A 15,791-nucleotide genomic window follows, 5' to 3' on the forward strand; every position below is an offset into this window, starting at 1 on the left:
TGCATGCTTGTCGCTCTCAGCGGTGCACTGCTCGCAGGTGCTCTGACGACCCTGGCGCCGTGTGCGCTCTCGCTGCTGCCGGTGATCGTCGGGGGCTCCCTCAACGGGGCGGTCGGCAGGGGAGCCTGGCGGCGCGCGGCGCTCGTCACAGGCGCGCTCGGAGTGTCGGTGTTCCTGTTCACCCTGGCGCTCAAGGCGACGACGGCGCTGATCGACATTCCCGCTACGTTCTGGCAGGTCCTCAGCGGCGGACTGCTCATCGTGCTCGGGATCGTCGCGCTCTTCCCCGGGCTGTGGGATCGGGTGTCGCTGCACTCGGGTCTGAGCTCCGGGAGCGCCCGCGGGCTCGCATCGGCCAACCGGAGAACGGGTCCGGTCGGCGCGATCCTCACCGGCGCGGCTCTCGGGCCGGTATTCACGTCGTGCAGCCCGCTCTACGGATATGTCCTCGTCACCGTCCTGCCCGCAGACCGGATTCGTGGCCTCACGCTCCTCACGGCATACGTGGTCGGACTTGTCGGCGTGCTGCTCGTGGTTGCGGTCTTCGGACAGCGGGCGCTGGGGCGCATGCGCTGGGCAGCTGACCCGACCTCGCTCTTCCGGCGAGGGCTGGGTCTGCTGTTCGTCATCGTCGGGGTGCTCATCGCGACCGGACTCATGCAGGACGCCGAGACCTGGATCCTCGAGAACTCCCCGATCGCCCCGTGGGAGATCGGCTCCGACATCGGCCGTGAGTCCTGACTGTCTGGTTCGCAAAGTGCGTGGCGATCGGTGTGACGGTTCGGTCAGGTGGTCCCGGCAATCCCGTCGAAGACATCGGTGAGGCGGCGGATCCCGGCGCCCCGCGGTGGCCAGGCGATGGTGTGCCACTCGCGGGTCAGGACACTGCGCCACCGGTCGACATCGATGGGGTAGTCGAAGATGACGTGGTGCTGGCTGCGGTGCTCGAGCAGACCGGCCACTGTCCGGTCGGCCACGGAGCTCGTGTCGACGGCGATGTCCACGGTCCTGTCCGGCACGCCTCTCATGTGATAGATCGCTGTGGGGTCGAAGACCGGCAACCCCACGGCGGCTCGCTGGGCGTTCCACCTCTCGAAGACCGTCTGGGGGATGACGCCGTGGACCAGGCGACGAAATCCCGGGCCGCCGTCCGCGACGCCTTGGGCGAAGGCCGCATCGGTCGCCGCACCCACCGCGATGTGATCAGGATGCCCGAAGATCCCGTCCGGTCCGAAGGTGCACACGACCGTCGGCCGTTCTTCCTCAAGGATCGTCCAGATGGTGTCGACGAGCTCCGCAGCGGGCACGCCCTCCACGCCACCATCGGGCAGGGCGAGCCACTCATGGCGGTCAGGAGCACGCCCCACGGCCCGCCACCCGGCTTCGTCCTCGGCACGCCGAATGGAGCCGAGCGTCTCGGGGGTCGCGTCGAAGCCGGGAAGGATGTCGCCGCCCTCGCCGTCGGTCGCGTGGATCAGGACGAACCGGAAGTCGGGGTCGTCGGCGTGCAGTGCCACGGTGCCTGCGATGCCGTAGGCGTCGTCGTCGGGATGGGCGAACACGCCCGCGAACGTGACCATGGCTCGATTGTCCCGCGCGCCGACCCCCGTTTGCCGGCTTTGGGGCAAGCCCGCAGGCGGCCCCTCGTCATTGCCCCCGGGGCCCGGTGCCTCGTAGGTGTTCGCCTGCATCGATAACCCATAGGTGTTCAGCCGAACACCTATGGGTTATCGACCCTTGCGACACCTACACCCGGACACCCACGTGCGGACGCAAGCCAGAGGTCAGGCGAGAAGCTCGACGACGCGCTCGGCGGTGACCCGTGCCGCACCGTGGGTCAAGACGTGGGTCGTGCCCTCGGGCGCTGTCCAACCCGACCACCCGGTGTCGATGACGACAGCATCGGGCCGTGCCGCGAGCAGGTCCGTGAGGGCAGAGACCATCCAGCCGTGGCGGTGTGGGTCGCGGACTGTGATCCAGAGTGGCCCGTCGTCTGCGGCGGCCAGCGCGCCCCAGACCTCATTCGCGTCCTGCACCGACGTGGTTGACGTTCCGGGCCACCGACTCGCCACGGCACTCGCGATGCCGCACAGGGTCTCGTCGCCGACGGCGAAGTTGCCGGGTGCACTGAGCTCGATGACGGTGGGTGCGCGCCCGGTCGCGAGCCTGCGTTGGGGCCCATGCACGGTGATCGCCCGGCGGGCGGCGTCGATCCCAGCGCCGTTGTGGAGGTCCGAGCCGTCAGTCCCGGTGGCGGGGGTGACCGAAGCAGCGGCCCGACGGAGCCGCGCCCGCTCGTCCGCGGCCCGCCCCACCTGTTGCGCGGCGTGGGCAAGGCGGGACTCGTCGAGTCGGCCGTCGTGGACAGCGTCGACCAGTGCGTCGGCGACCTCAAGGACGGTCTCCTCACCAGCGAGGCCGCCGCCGATGCAGAGGGAGTCGACGCCCGCAGCCACAGCCCGCACGCACCCTTCGCCCAGACTCATGGAGCGGGTGATCGCCCCCATTTCCATGCCGTCGGACAGGATGAGCCCGTCGAACCCGAGGTGGGTTCGCAGGAGGTCCACGAGGGCTCGGCGCGACAGGGTGGCCGGTTGGTCGTCGAGGCCGCGCACGAGGATGTGGGCGCTCATGATGGAGGCAGTGCCGGACTCGATGGCCGCCCGGAACGGTTGCAGGACAACGTCTTCGGGGCCCTCGAAGTTGACCACGGGCATGTCGAGGTGGCTGTCCGTCGCAGTGTCACCGTGCCCTGGGAAGTGCTTGGCGCAGGCGAGCACCCCGGCCGACTGCAACCCTGCGACCCATGCGGCGGTGTGGCGCGCGACGAGCGCCGGATCGGCCCCGAAGCTGCGGACGCCGATGACCGGGTTGGCGGGGTTGTTGTTGACGTCGGCCACGGGGGCGTAGTCGAGGTCGACGCCCACGCTGTCGAGCATCGTGCCGATCTCTCGGGCCACGGCCTCGGTGAGCGCGACGTCGTCCACGACACCGAGTGCCAGATTGCCGGGCCAGGACGAGCCAGTGGAGTGCTCCAGCCGGGTGACGTCACCGGCCTCTTCGTCGATGGCGATGATGGCGCGCGGGTTGGCGCCGTGGACAGCGGCGGTGAGAGCGGACACCTGTGCCAGATCCATGATGTTGCGACCGAAGAGGGCCACGCCGCCCAGTCCGTTGTCGAGCTCGCGGAGCACCCAGTCCGGGGGAGTGAGCCCGACGAAGCCCGGCTGCAGCACGGCAAGTGCGAGCGCCCGGAGGTCGGGGGAGCGATGGGAGGAGCGGGCTGAGTTCTCGGTGCCGGTCATTGCCTCGAAATTATCAGGCGGTCGCACCGTCTGGGTGGCGATGGGCGTGGCTCGAGTGGGCGGTTCACGAGGTCGTGACCACGGTCGTCACGACCGTGGTCACCGAGGGGGACTTCGGCGTCGACGAGAAGCCGAAGCGGCACGGGGGATCGATGTCTCCCAGGGCGCCCAGATCCTGCCCGTCGAATCGGCCGCTGGCCGACGTGACCCGACGCAGGTCCGTCGCACCATAGAACTCGCGACGCCCCTCCAGCGCCGTGCCGACAGTGCGCACACCCGGGAGCACCAGGCGGGCCACCGGATCAACGACCCGGGCCCATGTCGGACTGGTCCCGAGCGCATGGGGAACGGTGCGAAGGAGCCAGCCGAGCGGCATACGCGCTCCGATGGTGAGGTTGAGCGAGAGCGAGTCCGACTGCACGGACCACGCCGAGTCAGCAGCACTGCAGGACAGCGGTTCCACGCGGATCTCGTCGAATGAGTATGTCGCTGTGACATAGCTGGCGACGGCATCGCTCGGGGCCAGCAACACTCGGTGGCCTGAACCCGTCTCGACCATGACGTCCGTGAACGCCCCGAGCGGTGTGTCGTGCCAGGTGCCGATGACGACCCGCACTCCAGAGGTCGACCCGATGCCGGCGATGCGTCCTTCGAACCGGTCGCGTCGCGGTGTCACCGGACGGATCAGCTTGCCGGCACCGCGTGGACGAGCATGACCGGGCAGGTCGCGGTCTCGAGGACCTGCTGGCTCACCGAACCGAGCAGCATGCCGCTGAAGCCGCCCCGGCCGCGTGTGCCCAAGACGATCAGACCAGCGTCGACCGAGCGTTCCGCGAAAACCTTTGCGGGGGAGCTGCGCAGCACCTCGACAGTGGCGTCGACGTCGGGATGCTTCGCGCGAAGCGGTTCGACCACCTTGTCGACGATGGCGCGGTACTTCGACTCGGTGGCGATCCACGCATCCGTGCCCGGCGTCGTGACGACGAGCCCGTCGACGACCTCGACGTTCCACGTGGCGATGGCGATGAGGGGGGCCCGGCGAAGGTCGGCGATCCAGAAGGCGCGCTCGGCAGCGGCAGCGCTGTGGGCCGAACCGTCGATGCCAACCACGACCGGGCCGTCGGCGTCGGTCCGCGAGTCCTGAGGGACGATGACGACGGGGCACTTCGCGTGCATCGCTGCGGCGAGTGAGGGTCGACCGAGACCGAAGCGCTGCAGGACACTCACGCGGGCGGCGCCGACGACGACGAGACGGGCGTTCTTGGAGGCGTCGATGAGCGCCTGCTCCGGCCGGACGAACGGCTGGCTCCCGGTGACCGGCACGTCGGGCCAGCGTTCACGGGCGGCGGCGAGCGTCTCGGCCAGCAGGCCGGCGTTGCCGAGGTCGCCGTCGGGGCCGAGCGAGATGGCGTTGCCCGCGACCGGGTCAATGGCGGCCATCTCGGCGCTGAGGTCGTGGGCGTGCAGGATGTGCAACGGACTGCCGGAGCGCTGCGCAGAGTTCCCGGCCCATGTCAGCGTCTCGGCGTCGCGATCGCTGTTCCCGATCCCGACGACAACTGCACCGTCGGGGATGGCGTCACCTTCGTGTTCGTCCATGTCAGCGACCATACCCACGAGGGGGGTCCCCGAGGAGGTGCCACGACTTTATTTGCCGACCTCCGTCGATCCACCGGTGCTCTCCCGGACGATGAGGCGCCACGGCACCGCCACATCCTCGACGTCCTGGTCGTCGCCGTTGACACGGGCGAGCACCAGTCGCAGGGCCTCGTCCACGAGCACATCGAGGTCGGGAGCGATGGTGGTGAGAGCGGGGGTGGCGAACTCGCACTCCGCGATGTTGTCGAAGCCGCCCACGGCAACGTCTTCGGGCACCCGCACCCCTGCCTCCCGACAGGCTCGCAGGGCGCCGATCGCCATGAGGTCGTTGAAGCAGAACACTGCGTCCGGCGGGTGCTCCGACTCGAGCAGGGAGTGCATCGCCTGCCTCCCCGCCTCGCGGTCGAAGTCGGTCACGGCGCGCACGAGCGATCGGTCAAAACCCAGGCCCGCGGCGGTGAGGGCCTGCCGGTAACCGCTCAGTCGCATCGAGTGTGTGCCCGTCGCGGACATGCGCCCGATCGCGGCGACCCTGGTCCTCCCCAGACTGAGGAGATGCTCGGTCATCGCTTGCGCGGCAGCAACCGAATCAACTGCGACGTGGTCAAAACCCTCGGGCACGATGCGCTCTCCGAGCAGCACCATCGGCACCTCGTCAGTGCGTCCGGCGATCTCTTCGGCGGTGAGAGCCAGGGGTGAGAAGATCACGCCGTCGATGATGTGACTGCTCACGCCACGCAGGACGATCCGCTCCGACTCTGCTGTCCCGCCCGTGGCATCCAGCAGCACGATCTGCCCGAGAGCGCCCGCCCGCTCGGAGATCTTGGCCGCGAGCTCAGCGAAGTAGGGCAGGTCGAGTCGGGGTAGTGCAACAGCGAGGAATCCGCTCTTGCCGTAGCGCATGCGCCGGGCACTCAGATTGGGCCGGTAGCCGAGCTCGTCGATGGCCTGTTGGACCCTGACGCGAGTGGATTCCTTGACGTGCGGATGGTCGTGAACGACGTTCGAGGCGGTCTTGATCGACACCCCCGAGTGGGCGGCGACATCCTTCAGCCGGACCGGCATCCGTCGCACTCCTTTGATCGCTCGGGGACAAATGATGCACCCCGCGACGCATATTAGCCCTTGCCAGTGGGTAGGTAAACGTTGTAGAACTACTTCGGTAACCGTTGTAACCCTCAGCGTGGAGGTCCTTGGTGTCAGAAGCAGTCGTGTCCCTGAGCCCGCACTTCGTCGTGGGCCCCCTCAACCGGCGGATCTTCGGGTCCTTCGTCGAGCACATGGGTCGCTGCGTCTACACCGGGATCTTCGAGCCAGACCACCCCACGGCCGACGAGCACGGATTCCGCCAGGACGTCGCCGCCCTCGTCGTCGAGCTCGGCGCCACGATCGTGCGCTACCCGGGCGGGAACTTCGTCTCGAACTATCGCTGGGAGGACGGTGTCGGTCCCCGCGAGGAGCGACCGACCCGCCTCGACCTGGCGTGGCGCTCCATCGAGACCAACCAGGTCGGCACCGACGACTTCCTCGCGTGGTGCGAGCGCCTGGGCCTGGAGCCGATGATGGCGATGAACCTCGGCACGAGGGGCTTGGCCGAGGCCATCGACCTCGTCCAGTACGTCAACGCCGAGCCCGGGACCGACCTCGCCGATCGGCGGGCTGCAAACGGCCGGATCAAGCCGTGGGACGTCCGTGTCTGGTGCCTGGGCAACGAGATGGACGGTCCGTGGCAGATGGGCGCCAAGACGCCGGAGGAGTACGCCCGCCTCGCCGAGGAGGTCGGCCGCGCACTGAAGCGGTTCGACCCCACCCTCGAGCTCGTCGCCTGTGGCTCGAGCAACCGCGCCATGCCCACGTTCGGCACTTGGGAACGGGTGGTGCTCGAGCGCGCGTTCGACCACGTGGACCACATCTCGGCCCACGTCTACTACGAGCCGCACGGCGGCGACGTCGACTCCTTCCTCGCCAGCGGTGAGGACATGGACCGGTTCATCTCCTCGGTCGTCGCCACGGCCGACCACATCGCCGCGGTCAAGCAGTCCGACAAGCGGATCATGGTGAGCTTCGACGAGTGGAACGTGTGGTTCCAGGAACGCTTTGGTGGCGAGGCGAGCCTGGGGTTCGAGGAGGGTCGCGAGCTCATCCGCGATGTCTACTCGGTCCTCGACGCGGTCGTCGTCGGCTCCCTGCTCATCACCCTCATGCGGCACACCGACAGGGTCGCCATGGCCTGCCAGGCCCAACTCGTCAACGTCATCGCGCCCATCCTCACCGTGCCCGGCGGGCCCGCATGGCGCCAGACGATCTTCCACCCGTTCGCGCTCACGGCCCGGCATGCCAAGGGCGTCGTCCTGAGCGTGGGGGGAGACATCCCCTCCGTCGCCACAACGGCATACGGAGATGTCGACCAGATCTGGAGCACAGCGACCTGGGACCGCGAAAGCGGTGCCCTCACCATCTTCGCCGTCAACCGCAGCCGCACCGAACCCTGCGAACTGAACCTCGACCTCAGCGCCTTCGGTGATCTCGCCGTCGAGGAACACCTCACGATCCACGACGAAGACCACACCGCGACGAACACCCAGGACGACCCCGAGCGCGTCGTCCCCCAACCGGGACGGAGCACGCTCGAGGTCGGCCACCTGCGGGCCACCCTCCCCGCCGTCTCCTGGCACTGCATCCGCATCACCCCTCCAGCGACTGCACCGGCAACCGCTGCCCAGACGTCCCCCAACGTCACCACGGAAGGTTTCAGCTCATGAGTCCCACACCCTCGTTCGACCGTCGACAGGCCCTCACCCTGGGTCTCAGCGCGAGCGCTGTCGCCGCCCTCACCGCGTGCGGAGGCGGAGGTTCGGCCGGAGCCCCCGGTGCCTCGGCCAGCGTCTCGGGCGGTGGCGGAGCGGAGGGCTACACCGGCCCAAAGGTCGCCCTCAAGTTCTGGAACGGCTTCACCGGTGGAGACGGTCCGGTGATGAAGTCGCTCGTCGACGCCTTCAACACCGAGCACCCCAACATCGCAGTCACCATGAACACGCAGCAGTGGGCGGACTACTACGCCAAGCTCCCCTCCGCCGTCGCCGCCGGCCAAGGGCCCGAGATCGCGATCATGCACGTCGACTCGGTCGCCACCAACGCCGCTCGCCGCGTCATCCAGCCGCTCGACGACGTGGCCAAGGCACTGAGCCTCGAGGAGAGCGACTTCGCCCCTGTGCCGTGGCAGGCGGGGACCTTCAACGACAAGCGCTACGCGATCCCCCTCGACGTGCACCCGCTCGGGTTCTTCTACAACAAGAAGGTCATGGAGCAGGCCGGGCTAGACCCCGACAAGCCGCCGACCGACAACGACTCCTACATGGCCGCCCTCGAGGCCCTCAAGGCCAAGGGCATCCAAGGTCACTGGGCCTCGCCCTTCCCCTTCACCGGTGGACTCACCTGCCAGGCGCTCGTGTGGCAGTTCGGTGGCGAGCTCTTCGACGAGGAGGGCACCAAGGCGCTATGGGCCGAGGAGGGTGGAGTCAAGGCACTCACGTGGTTCCAGAACCTCGTCAAGGAGGGCCACTCGCCGGGCAAGATCGCCCAGGACGCCGACTTCATCGCCCTCCAGAACGGCAAGACGGCGTTCAACTGGAACGGCATCTGGCAGATCAACGCCCTCAAGGAGAAGACCGGCCTCGAGTGGGGCGTCGCGGCACTGCCCAACATCGGTGGCACCAAGGCGGCGTGGGCCGGCTCGCACCAGTTCGTGCTTCCGACGTTGAAGACCCCCGATGAGAACAAGAGCGCTGCGGCCCGCGTCTTCCTCAACTGGATCAGTCAGAAGTCGCTCGAGTGGGCCAAGGGTGGTCAGGTCCCGGCGCGCAACGAGGTCCGTGAGTCGGCCGAGTTCAAGGCCATCGAGGGCGTCTCCACCCTCGCGGCGCAGATCGACGACCTCCACTTCCTCCCCCCGGTGGCTGGCATCGGTGACGCCATGACCCAGGCGTGGGACAAGGCCGTCAATGACATCGTCCTCGGCGGCAAGGATCCGGCGGCGACGCTGAAGGACTCGGCAGCTCGCGCGACCAAGATCCTCGAGGCGAACAAGAAGAAGTACGGCTGATGTCCAGCCGCACGCAGGGCTCCCGCTGGGTGCCCTATGTGTTCCTCGCGCCCTACATGGTGCTGTTCGTCGTGTTCGTCCTCGTGCCGGCCGTCCTCGGCGTGTGGATCAGCCTGCACGACTGGGACTTCCTGCTCCCGGGGAAGCCGTTCGTCGGGGCAGCGAACTACACCGACCTGCTCGACTCCACGTCGGTGAACTACACCGTGTTCTGGGAGTCGATGCGCAACACGTTGATCTTCACCGTGCTCAGCGTGCCGCTCCTCGTCGTGCTCCCGCTCTTCCTTGCGACGCTGCTCAACTCGAAGTTCCCGGGCCGGACGTTCTTCCGGGCCGCGTTCTTCGCACCCTACGTTCTGGGTGTCGCCGTCATCGGCCTCATGTGGCGCTACCTGCTCGACCCGAGCTTCGGGGCCGTCAACGGCATCCTCGGAGCCATCGGGCTCCCGGACGACACGGCATGGACGACGGGTCAGCCCTGGGCTTGGATCTCGCTCGTCGTCGTCACCATCTGGTGGACGGCCGGCTTCAACGCGGTCATCTACCTCGCGGGGCTCGGCAACATCCCGGCGGATCACTACGAGGCGGCTCAACTCGACGGCGCAACGCGTTGGCAGCAGTTCCGGCACATCACCCTGCCGGGGCTGCGACCAGTCCTCGTGTTCGTCATCACGGTCACGATCCTGGCCTCCGCCAACATGTTCGGCCAGTCGTTGCTCATCACCAATGGCGGCCCGGGCGAGTCGACCACGACGGCCATCATGGCGATCGCCGACCTCGGCCTCGCTCAGTACCGCATGGGCGCGGCCTCGGCGATGAGCTACGTGCTCGCCGTCATGCTCGGGATCATCGCCCTCGGCAACTTCTGGCTCCTCAGGGAGAAGGCATGAGAACTCGTCGTCGCCCACTGTTCTGGGCCATGATCGCGGGGCTGACCTTGATCATCCTGGGACCGATCCTCTTCATCATCCTCACCGCGTTCAAGACCGTCGACGAGTCACGCACCGTGCCTCCCGCGCTGGTCCCGTCGTCGCCGACGACACGCGCGTTCAACGTGCTCTTCAGTTCGGACGACGCGCCGGTGCTCACCTGGTTCGCCAACTCGATGATGGCGGCGACGGCGCATGCCCTCCTCGTCGTCGTCGTCGCGTCGATGGCCGGCTACGCGCTCGCCCGGATGGACTTCCCCGGCAAGCGCATCGTGACCGCCTTGATCATCTCCACGCTCTTCCTGCCGGGGTTCATCTTCCTGATGCCCAACTTCCTCATCCTCGACCAGCTGCAGTGGCTCGACACGCTCTGGGCACTCATCGTGCCCGGTGCGGCTGGAGCCTTCGGCGTGTTCTTCATGCGCCAGTTCTTCACCGGGCTGCCCAAGGAGTTCGAGGAGAGCGCCCGGGTCGATGGCGCCGGACCGTTCCGGACGTTCTTCTCAATCATGCTGCCCAATGCCCGACCCGCGATCGTCACGCTGATCGTCCTGTCGTTCCTGGCGAACTGGAACGACTTCATCTGGCCCATCTATGTCCTCTTCTCACCCGAGCGGCTCACCCTGCCGGTCGGTCTGACCAAGCTCCAGGGCGCCTACACGATCGACTACCCCGTGGTCATGGCCGGAGCCGCCATCGCCGCCATCCCCGTCCTCATCCTCTTCAGCTTCGTCCAGCGCTACGTCATCGAGGGCGTCGCACAGGGCGGCGTCAAGGGCTGACCGTCCCGCGCGACTCTCCACCTCTCGTCGAAAGAGAAGTCCCATGTCCACTCGCAGGCACTCCCGCGCCCTCGGCGCCTTCGTCGCGCTCACCAGCGCCACCGCACTGGCCGTCAGCCTCGGGCTCGCTCCCGCGGGTGCTGCCGATGGTGGCGCCACGACGACCAACCCGGTGTCGAAGTCGTTCGCCGACAGCTTCGCCGACCCGTCGGTCATCCAGGCCAAGGACGGCTGGTGGTACGCCTATTCGACGGCCGACCCCCTGCGGTCCGGAGACCCGAGCGGCATCATGCACATCGCCCGGACACGTGACTTCGTCACCTGGGACTATCGGGGCACCGTCTTCGACGAGACGAATCGCCCGTCGTGGGCGACTCCGACGAGCGGGCTGTGGGCTCCGGACATCCGCTACATCAACGGCCAGTACGTCATCTACTACACGGTCACCGACACCACCCTCAACCCCGGTGACGACAGCGCCATCGGCGTCGCGACGTCACCCTCGCCGGAGGGGCCGTGGACCCCGACGAACGCACCCATCGTGGCGCCGCGACCAGACGGTGGCGGCTTCCTCTGGACGTTCGACCCCGCCGGCTTCACCGACGTCGACGGGCAGAACTACCTCTACTTCGGCTCCTACTACGGCGGCAACTTCGTCACGAAGGTCAGCCGCGACGGGCTCACCCCCATGGGCGGTCAGACCCAGGTCGCTATCGGGGACCGCTACGAAGGCTCCTACGTCCAGCGTCATGAGGGCTGGTACTACTACTCCGCGTCGTCCGCGAACTGCTGCGCCGGACCGACGACTGGGTATGCCGTGTTCGCCGGTCGCTCCCGCTCACCTCTCGGGCCGTTCGTCGACCAGGACGGCATCCCCCTGACCGCCTCGGCGGTGGGTGGCACCAACGTCGTGCACCAGAACGGCAACCGCTGGATCGGTGTGGGCCACCACGCCGTGGCCACTGACGCCTCCGGCCGTGACTTCCTCGCCTATCACGGGCTGGACCGCAACGAGCCGTGGCTCAATGAGCCCTTCGGCGTGACGCGCCGCCCGATGCTCCTTGACCGACTCGACTGGGTCGACGAGTGGCCGCGGACCCGAGCGGGCGCCGGTCCCAGCGACTCCCCGCAGCCGGCGCCGGTGACCGGCTCGCTGCTCGGCATCACCGACCACGACCCCGCAGCCGGTGGGTTCACCGGCGGGATGCGCACTGCCAGCGACCCCCAGGGCGGGGCGAGTGCCGTCGTCAACGGCACGGCCAAGACCCCGGCTGCCGCTCCGGCAGGGTCGCTGCGCGTGCGTCTCGACGTCAAGGGCGACCAGCCGCTCACGGTCACGGTGGGCGCCCACCCCAAGACGGTGTCGGTCACCGTGGACCCGCGTCGCAATCAGCTCAGCCTCACCACGGGTATCGGTGCCAACCGTCGGACCGTCACGGACACCCTGCGGGATGCGGCCGGGTGGCAGACCCTCGTCGTCGAGGTGTCAGGCACCAAGGCGATGGCCCAGGTGGCCGAGAGCGATCTCGGTGACCCCGCGGCAGAGGTCTCGTTGGAGCGTACCGGCTTCAAGCTCGGGTCAGCGCCCATCAGCCTCGCCTCCTCCGGCGCCCTGGTCGACAACGTCACCGTCCGTCCCCTCGCGGTCGAGGCCAACTCCCTGGTCGACGTCCCCGAGCCGGTCAGCGAGATCGTGCGCGACGACTTCACGACGGGTCTCGACAGCGCCTGGCAGTGGCTCCGCAAGGACCCCAACGCCACGGTCAGCGGTGGGCAGCTCACCTGGCCGCTCCAGGCGGCAGACCTCGTCGGGACCGGCAACAACGCCTCGCTCCTCCTGCGGGACGTGCCGGCCTCGGGTGACTGGATCGCCGAGACCAAGTTCCACCTGGACCTTGGAACCGACACCATTCGCAACTACCAGCAGGCCGGAATGATCGTCCACGAGACCGACGACGACTTCGCCCGGCTCGGGTCGGTTGCCATCTGGAAGACGCGCCAGAGCGAGTTCGGTCGTGAGCTGCCGACGGAGGACGGTCGGTTGAGCTTCGGTGGATCGCTCATCGGCACTCCTGCTGCCACGATGTGGATGCGAATCGCCCACCACGAGAACGCTGCTGGTGAGCACATCTATCGTGCGGCCACCAGTCGTGACGGCACGGAGTGGACCTGGGGTTCGGCCTGGACCTTCCCGGCCGGTGCCACTCCGCAGATCGGTCTCTATGCCCACGGTGGCGATCAGCCGCCCGTGTCTGCAAAGTTCGACTACTTCTCGGTGTCGACGGCGACGTGGCCGGCCGCACCGTGAGGGCGGTGTCTGCGGCGCTCGCGGTCGGGGTTCTCGCCGCCGGGTGCGGGTCCGGGGCGTCCGAATCCGAGGAGTCCCCGAGCCCGACCGGCGCGCCGAGCGGAGGCTTCGCCAACCCCGTCCTCGACATGAACTTTCCCGACCCGCAGATCGTGCGTGACGGCGACACCTGGGTGGCCATCGCCACCAACGGCAACACGATGAATGTCCAGACCGCCACCAGTCCGGACCTCGTCACCTGGACCGCCGGTGGGGATGCGCTCCCCTCGGTCGCCTCCTGGTCGGCGGAGGGCAAGGTCTGGGCGCCCGAGACGGTCAAGATCGGCGACAAGTGGGTCATGTACTACACGACCCGCGCCCCCGACCCCGAGATCCAGTGCCTTTCGATCGCCGTCGCCGACAAGGCTGCGGGACCCTATGTCGACGACTCCACCGAGCCGTTGGTCTGCGAGTCCGATGTCGGCGGGACGATCGACGCCTCGCCGTTCATCGACCGGGACGGCACGGCATACCTGTCCTGGAAGAACGACGGCAACGCCGTCGCGGCGGACACATGGATCTCGATCCAGGAGCTGGCTCCGGACGGCCGCTCCCTCGTCGGCAAGCCGACGCGGCTCATCCAACAGGACCTCCCGTGGGAGGGCGACCTCGTCGAGGCGTCGTACCTCTGGGTCGACGACACGTCAGGCACGCCGGTCTACCACCTCTTCTACTCGGCCAACAGCTATGCCGACGAGCGGTATGCCGTCGGTCACGCAACCGCGACCTCGCCCTTGGGCCCGTTCACCAAGGATCCCGAACCCGTCCTCGTGACCAACGACGTCGCGGTCGGGCCGGGGCACAATGCCTTGGTCGCCACCGGAGACGAGGTCTGGATGGTCTATCACGCGTGGAACCCGGAGGCGGTGGGTGACGACACCGTGGGTCGCTCGATGTGGCTCTCGCGCGTGCGGTTCGGTGACGACGGGTCGGTCAAGGTCGACCCCCCGGCCAAGGCGGTCCCGCAGAGACCCACAATGTGACGCTTCCGCACAGGTCAGGACCTTGCCGGTATGCCGGGCGCAGGGTTGAGTGGGCGAGTCACCCTCCCGACCGAAAGGGTCGTCATGCCCACCTCGCCTGACCTGACGCTGTCCCACGCCGTCGGGCCGACGTCACCGCCACTGCTCGAGCAGACGATCGGTGCCAACCTCGACGCGGCGATCGTGGCCCACGGCGATCGTGAGGCGCTCGTCGACTGCGCCCAAGGACTTCGGTGGACGTATGCCGCGTTCGGCGCCGAGGTCGACCGGCTCGCCAAGGCATTGATCGCAGCAGGATTCGACAAGGGTGACCGGATCGGAATCTGGGCACCCAACTGTGCCCAGTGGACCGTCGTGCAGTTCGCGACGGCCAAGGTGGGCGTCATCCTCGTCAACATCAACCCGGCATACCGGTCGCACGAACTCCGTTTTGTCCTCGGACAGGCGGGGATTCGCGGGCTGTTCTCGGCGCAGAAGTTCAAGGCCTCGAACTACGTCTCGATGATCGAAGAGGTGCGTGGCGACTGTCCCGACCTCGAGCACGTGTGGGTCATCGGCCAACAGAGCTGGACCGACCTCGTGGCGCTCGCTGATCGGGTGAGCGATGAGCGGCTCTTGCTGGTGGGGTCCGAGCTGATGCCTGATGACGCCATCAACATCCAATACACCTCTGGCACAACGGGTTTCCCCAAGGGCGCGACCCTCAGCCACCGCAACATCCTCAACAACGGCTACCTCGTCGGCGAGATCTGCCGCTACACCGAAGTGGACCGGATCTGCATCCCCGTGCCGTTCTATCACTGCTTCGGGATGGTGATGGGCAACCTTGCGGCGACCAGTCACGGTGCCTGCATGGTGATCCCCGCGCCCGGGTTCGACCCGCAACTCACGCTCGCTGCGGCCGCCGAGGAGAAGTGCACCAGCCTCTATGGCGTGCCGACGATGTTCATCGCCGAGTGGGCCCTGCCGAACCTCGACGACTACGACCTCAGCACGGTGCGCACAGGGATCATGGCCGGCTCGCCCTGCCCGGCCGAGCTGATGAAGAAGCTCATCGCCGCCGGCATCGACGAGATGACGATTGCCTATGGCATGACAGAGACGTCACCGGTGTCGACGCAGACCCGCACCGACGACCCCTTCGAGCGCAAGGTCGGCACGGTCGGTCAGGTGAGCCCGCACCTCGAGGTCAAGGTCGTCGACCCGGTGACCCTCGAGACGCTGCCGCGCGGCGAGGCCGGGGAGTTCTGGACCAAGGGCTACTCGGTGATGCTCGGCTACTGGGGCCAGCACGAGAAGACGGCTGAAGCCCTCGTCGACGGCTGGATGCGCACCGGCGACCTCGCCGTCATGGACGACGCCGGCTACCTGCAGATCACGGGTCGGATCAAGGACATGGTCATCCGCGGCGGCGAGAACATCTATCCGCGCGAGATCGAGGAGTTCCTCTACACCCATCCGGACATCGTCGACGCCCAGGTCATCGGGGTTCCCGACTCGAAGTACGGCGAGGAGCTAGCCGTGTGGGTTCGGATGCGTGCGGGCGCGGAACCGTTGACTGCCGAGAGCGTTCGGGAGTTCGCCACAGGGAAGCTCGCGCACTACAAGATCCCGCGCTATGTCCGGGTCGTCGACGACTTCCCGATGACGGTCACGGGCAAGGTCCGCAAGGTCGAGATGCGCGAGATCACGGTGTCCGAGCTGGGGCTCGCGAAAGGGTCCGAGTCCGGTGTTGGTTGAGGGC

The 15,791-nt window shown here is 67.8% G+C and carries 13 protein-coding genes; 8 read left to right on the plus strand and 5 right to left on the minus strand.

Annotated features, from left to right (window positions below; translation table 11 throughout):
• Positions 1-3 precede the first annotated feature (3 nt).
• Positions 4-741, plus strand: a complete 738-nt coding sequence (locus tag V6K52_RS02460; protein WP_353952324.1) for a cytochrome c biogenesis protein CcdA — start codon at positions 4-6, stop codon at positions 739-741.
• Positions 742-785: 44 nt separating this feature from the next.
• On the opposite strand, the gene V6K52_RS02465 is transcribed toward V6K52_RS02460, so the two are convergent.
• From V6K52_RS02465 to V6K52_RS02485, 5 genes are all read right to left on the minus strand, one after another.
• Complete coding sequence (locus V6K52_RS02465) at positions 786-1,580, minus strand: PIG-L family deacetylase (RefSeq protein ID WP_353952325.1); 795 nt, start codon at positions 1,578-1,580, stop codon at positions 786-788.
• Between the two features lie 204 nt (positions 1,581-1,784).
• A complete protein-coding gene (locus tag V6K52_RS02470; RefSeq protein WP_353952326.1) occupies positions 1,785-3,305 on the minus strand; it encodes a glycoside hydrolase family 3 protein in 1,521 nt (506 codons plus the stop codon).
• A gap of 64 nt (positions 3,306-3,369) precedes the next feature.
• A complete protein-coding gene (locus V6K52_RS02475; protein ID WP_353952327.1) occupies positions 3,370-3,981 on the minus strand; it encodes a hypothetical protein in 612 nt (203 codons plus the stop codon).
• Between the two features lie 8 nt (positions 3,982-3,989).
• Entirely contained in the window at positions 3,990-4,904 is a 915-nt protein-coding gene (locus V6K52_RS02480; protein WP_353952328.1) for a universal stress protein, read from the minus strand.
• 48 nt (positions 4,905-4,952) lie between these two features.
• A complete protein-coding gene (locus tag V6K52_RS02485; RefSeq protein WP_353952329.1) occupies positions 4,953-5,969 on the minus strand; it encodes a LacI family DNA-binding transcriptional regulator in 1,017 nt (338 codons plus the stop codon).
• 146 nt (positions 5,970-6,115) lie between these two features.
• On the opposite strand from V6K52_RS02485, the gene V6K52_RS02490 reads away from it, so the two are divergent.
• From V6K52_RS02490 to V6K52_RS02520, 7 genes are all read left to right on the plus strand, one after another.
• Entirely contained in the window at positions 6,116-7,666 is a 1,551-nt protein-coding gene (locus tag V6K52_RS02490; RefSeq protein ID WP_353952330.1) for an alpha-N-arabinofuranosidase, read from the plus strand.
• The gene (locus tag V6K52_RS02495) at positions 7,663-9,006 is read left to right on the plus strand and encodes an ABC transporter substrate-binding protein (protein ID WP_353952331.1); all 1,344 of its coding nucleotides are present in this window, start codon (positions 7,663-7,665) and stop codon (positions 9,004-9,006) included. Before V6K52_RS02490 ends, V6K52_RS02495 begins: the two co-directional genes overlap by 4 nt.
• On the plus strand, positions 9,006-9,896 hold the full coding sequence (locus V6K52_RS02500; RefSeq protein ID WP_353952332.1) for a sugar ABC transporter permease: 891 nt from the start codon (positions 9,006-9,008) through the stop codon (positions 9,894-9,896). Before V6K52_RS02495 ends, V6K52_RS02500 begins: the two co-directional genes overlap by 1 nt.
• Complete coding sequence (locus tag V6K52_RS02505) at positions 9,893-10,717, plus strand: carbohydrate ABC transporter permease (protein ID WP_353952333.1); 825 nt, start codon at positions 9,893-9,895, stop codon at positions 10,715-10,717. Before V6K52_RS02500 ends, V6K52_RS02505 begins: the two co-directional genes overlap by 4 nt.
• Before the next feature lie 43 nt (positions 10,718-10,760).
• Entirely contained in the window at positions 10,761-13,025 is a 2,265-nt protein-coding gene (locus V6K52_RS02510) for a family 43 glycosylhydrolase (protein WP_353952334.1), read from the plus strand.
• A gap of 5 nt (positions 13,026-13,030) precedes the next feature.
• Positions 13,031-14,047, plus strand: coding sequence for a glycoside hydrolase family 43 protein (locus V6K52_RS02515; protein ID WP_353952335.1), 1,017 nt, complete (start codon positions 13,031-13,033; stop codon positions 14,045-14,047).
• An 84-nt stretch (positions 14,048-14,131) separates the two neighbouring features.
• Entirely contained in the window at positions 14,132-15,787 is a 1,656-nt protein-coding gene (locus tag V6K52_RS02520; protein ID WP_353952336.1) for an AMP-binding protein, read from the plus strand.
• Positions 15,788-15,791: the final 4 nt, after the last annotated feature.

Source organism: Knoellia sp. S7-12 (assembly GCF_040518285.1).
In the GTDB taxonomy this organism is placed as follows: domain Bacteria; phylum Actinomycetota; class Actinomycetes; order Actinomycetales; family Dermatophilaceae; genus Knoellia.

Bases quoted from the DNA above. Each gene is read 5' to 3' on its own strand.
- V6K52_RS02460 (WP_353952324.1), top strand. From the start codon at position 4: ATGCTTGTCGCTCTCAGCGGTGCACTGCTCGCAGGTGCTCTGACGACC.
- V6K52_RS02465 (WP_353952325.1), bottom strand. From the start codon at position 1,580: ATGGTCACGTTCGCGGGCGTGTTCGCCCATCCCGACGACGACGCCTAC.
- V6K52_RS02470 (WP_353952326.1), bottom strand. From the start codon at position 3,305: ATGACCGGCACCGAGAACTCAGCCCGCTCCTCCCATCGCTCCCCCGAC.
- V6K52_RS02480 (WP_353952328.1), bottom strand. From the start codon at position 4,904: ATGGACGAACACGAAGGTGACGCCATCCCCGACGGTGCAGTTGTCGTC.
- V6K52_RS02485 (WP_353952329.1), bottom strand. From the start codon at position 5,969: ATGCCGGTCCGGCTGAAGGATGTCGCCGCCCACTCGGGGGTGTCGATC.
- V6K52_RS02495 (WP_353952331.1), top strand. From the start codon at position 7,663: ATGAGTCCCACACCCTCGTTCGACCGTCGACAGGCCCTCACCCTGGGT.
- V6K52_RS02500 (WP_353952332.1), top strand. From the start codon at position 9,006: ATGTCCAGCCGCACGCAGGGCTCCCGCTGGGTGCCCTATGTGTTCCTC.
- V6K52_RS02505 (WP_353952333.1), top strand. From the start codon at position 9,893: ATGAGAACTCGTCGTCGCCCACTGTTCTGGGCCATGATCGCGGGGCTG.
- V6K52_RS02510 (WP_353952334.1), top strand. From the start codon at position 10,761: ATGTCCACTCGCAGGCACTCCCGCGCCCTCGGCGCCTTCGTCGCGCTC.
- V6K52_RS02520 (WP_353952336.1), top strand. From the start codon at position 14,132: ATGCCCACCTCGCCTGACCTGACGCTGTCCCACGCCGTCGGGCCGACG.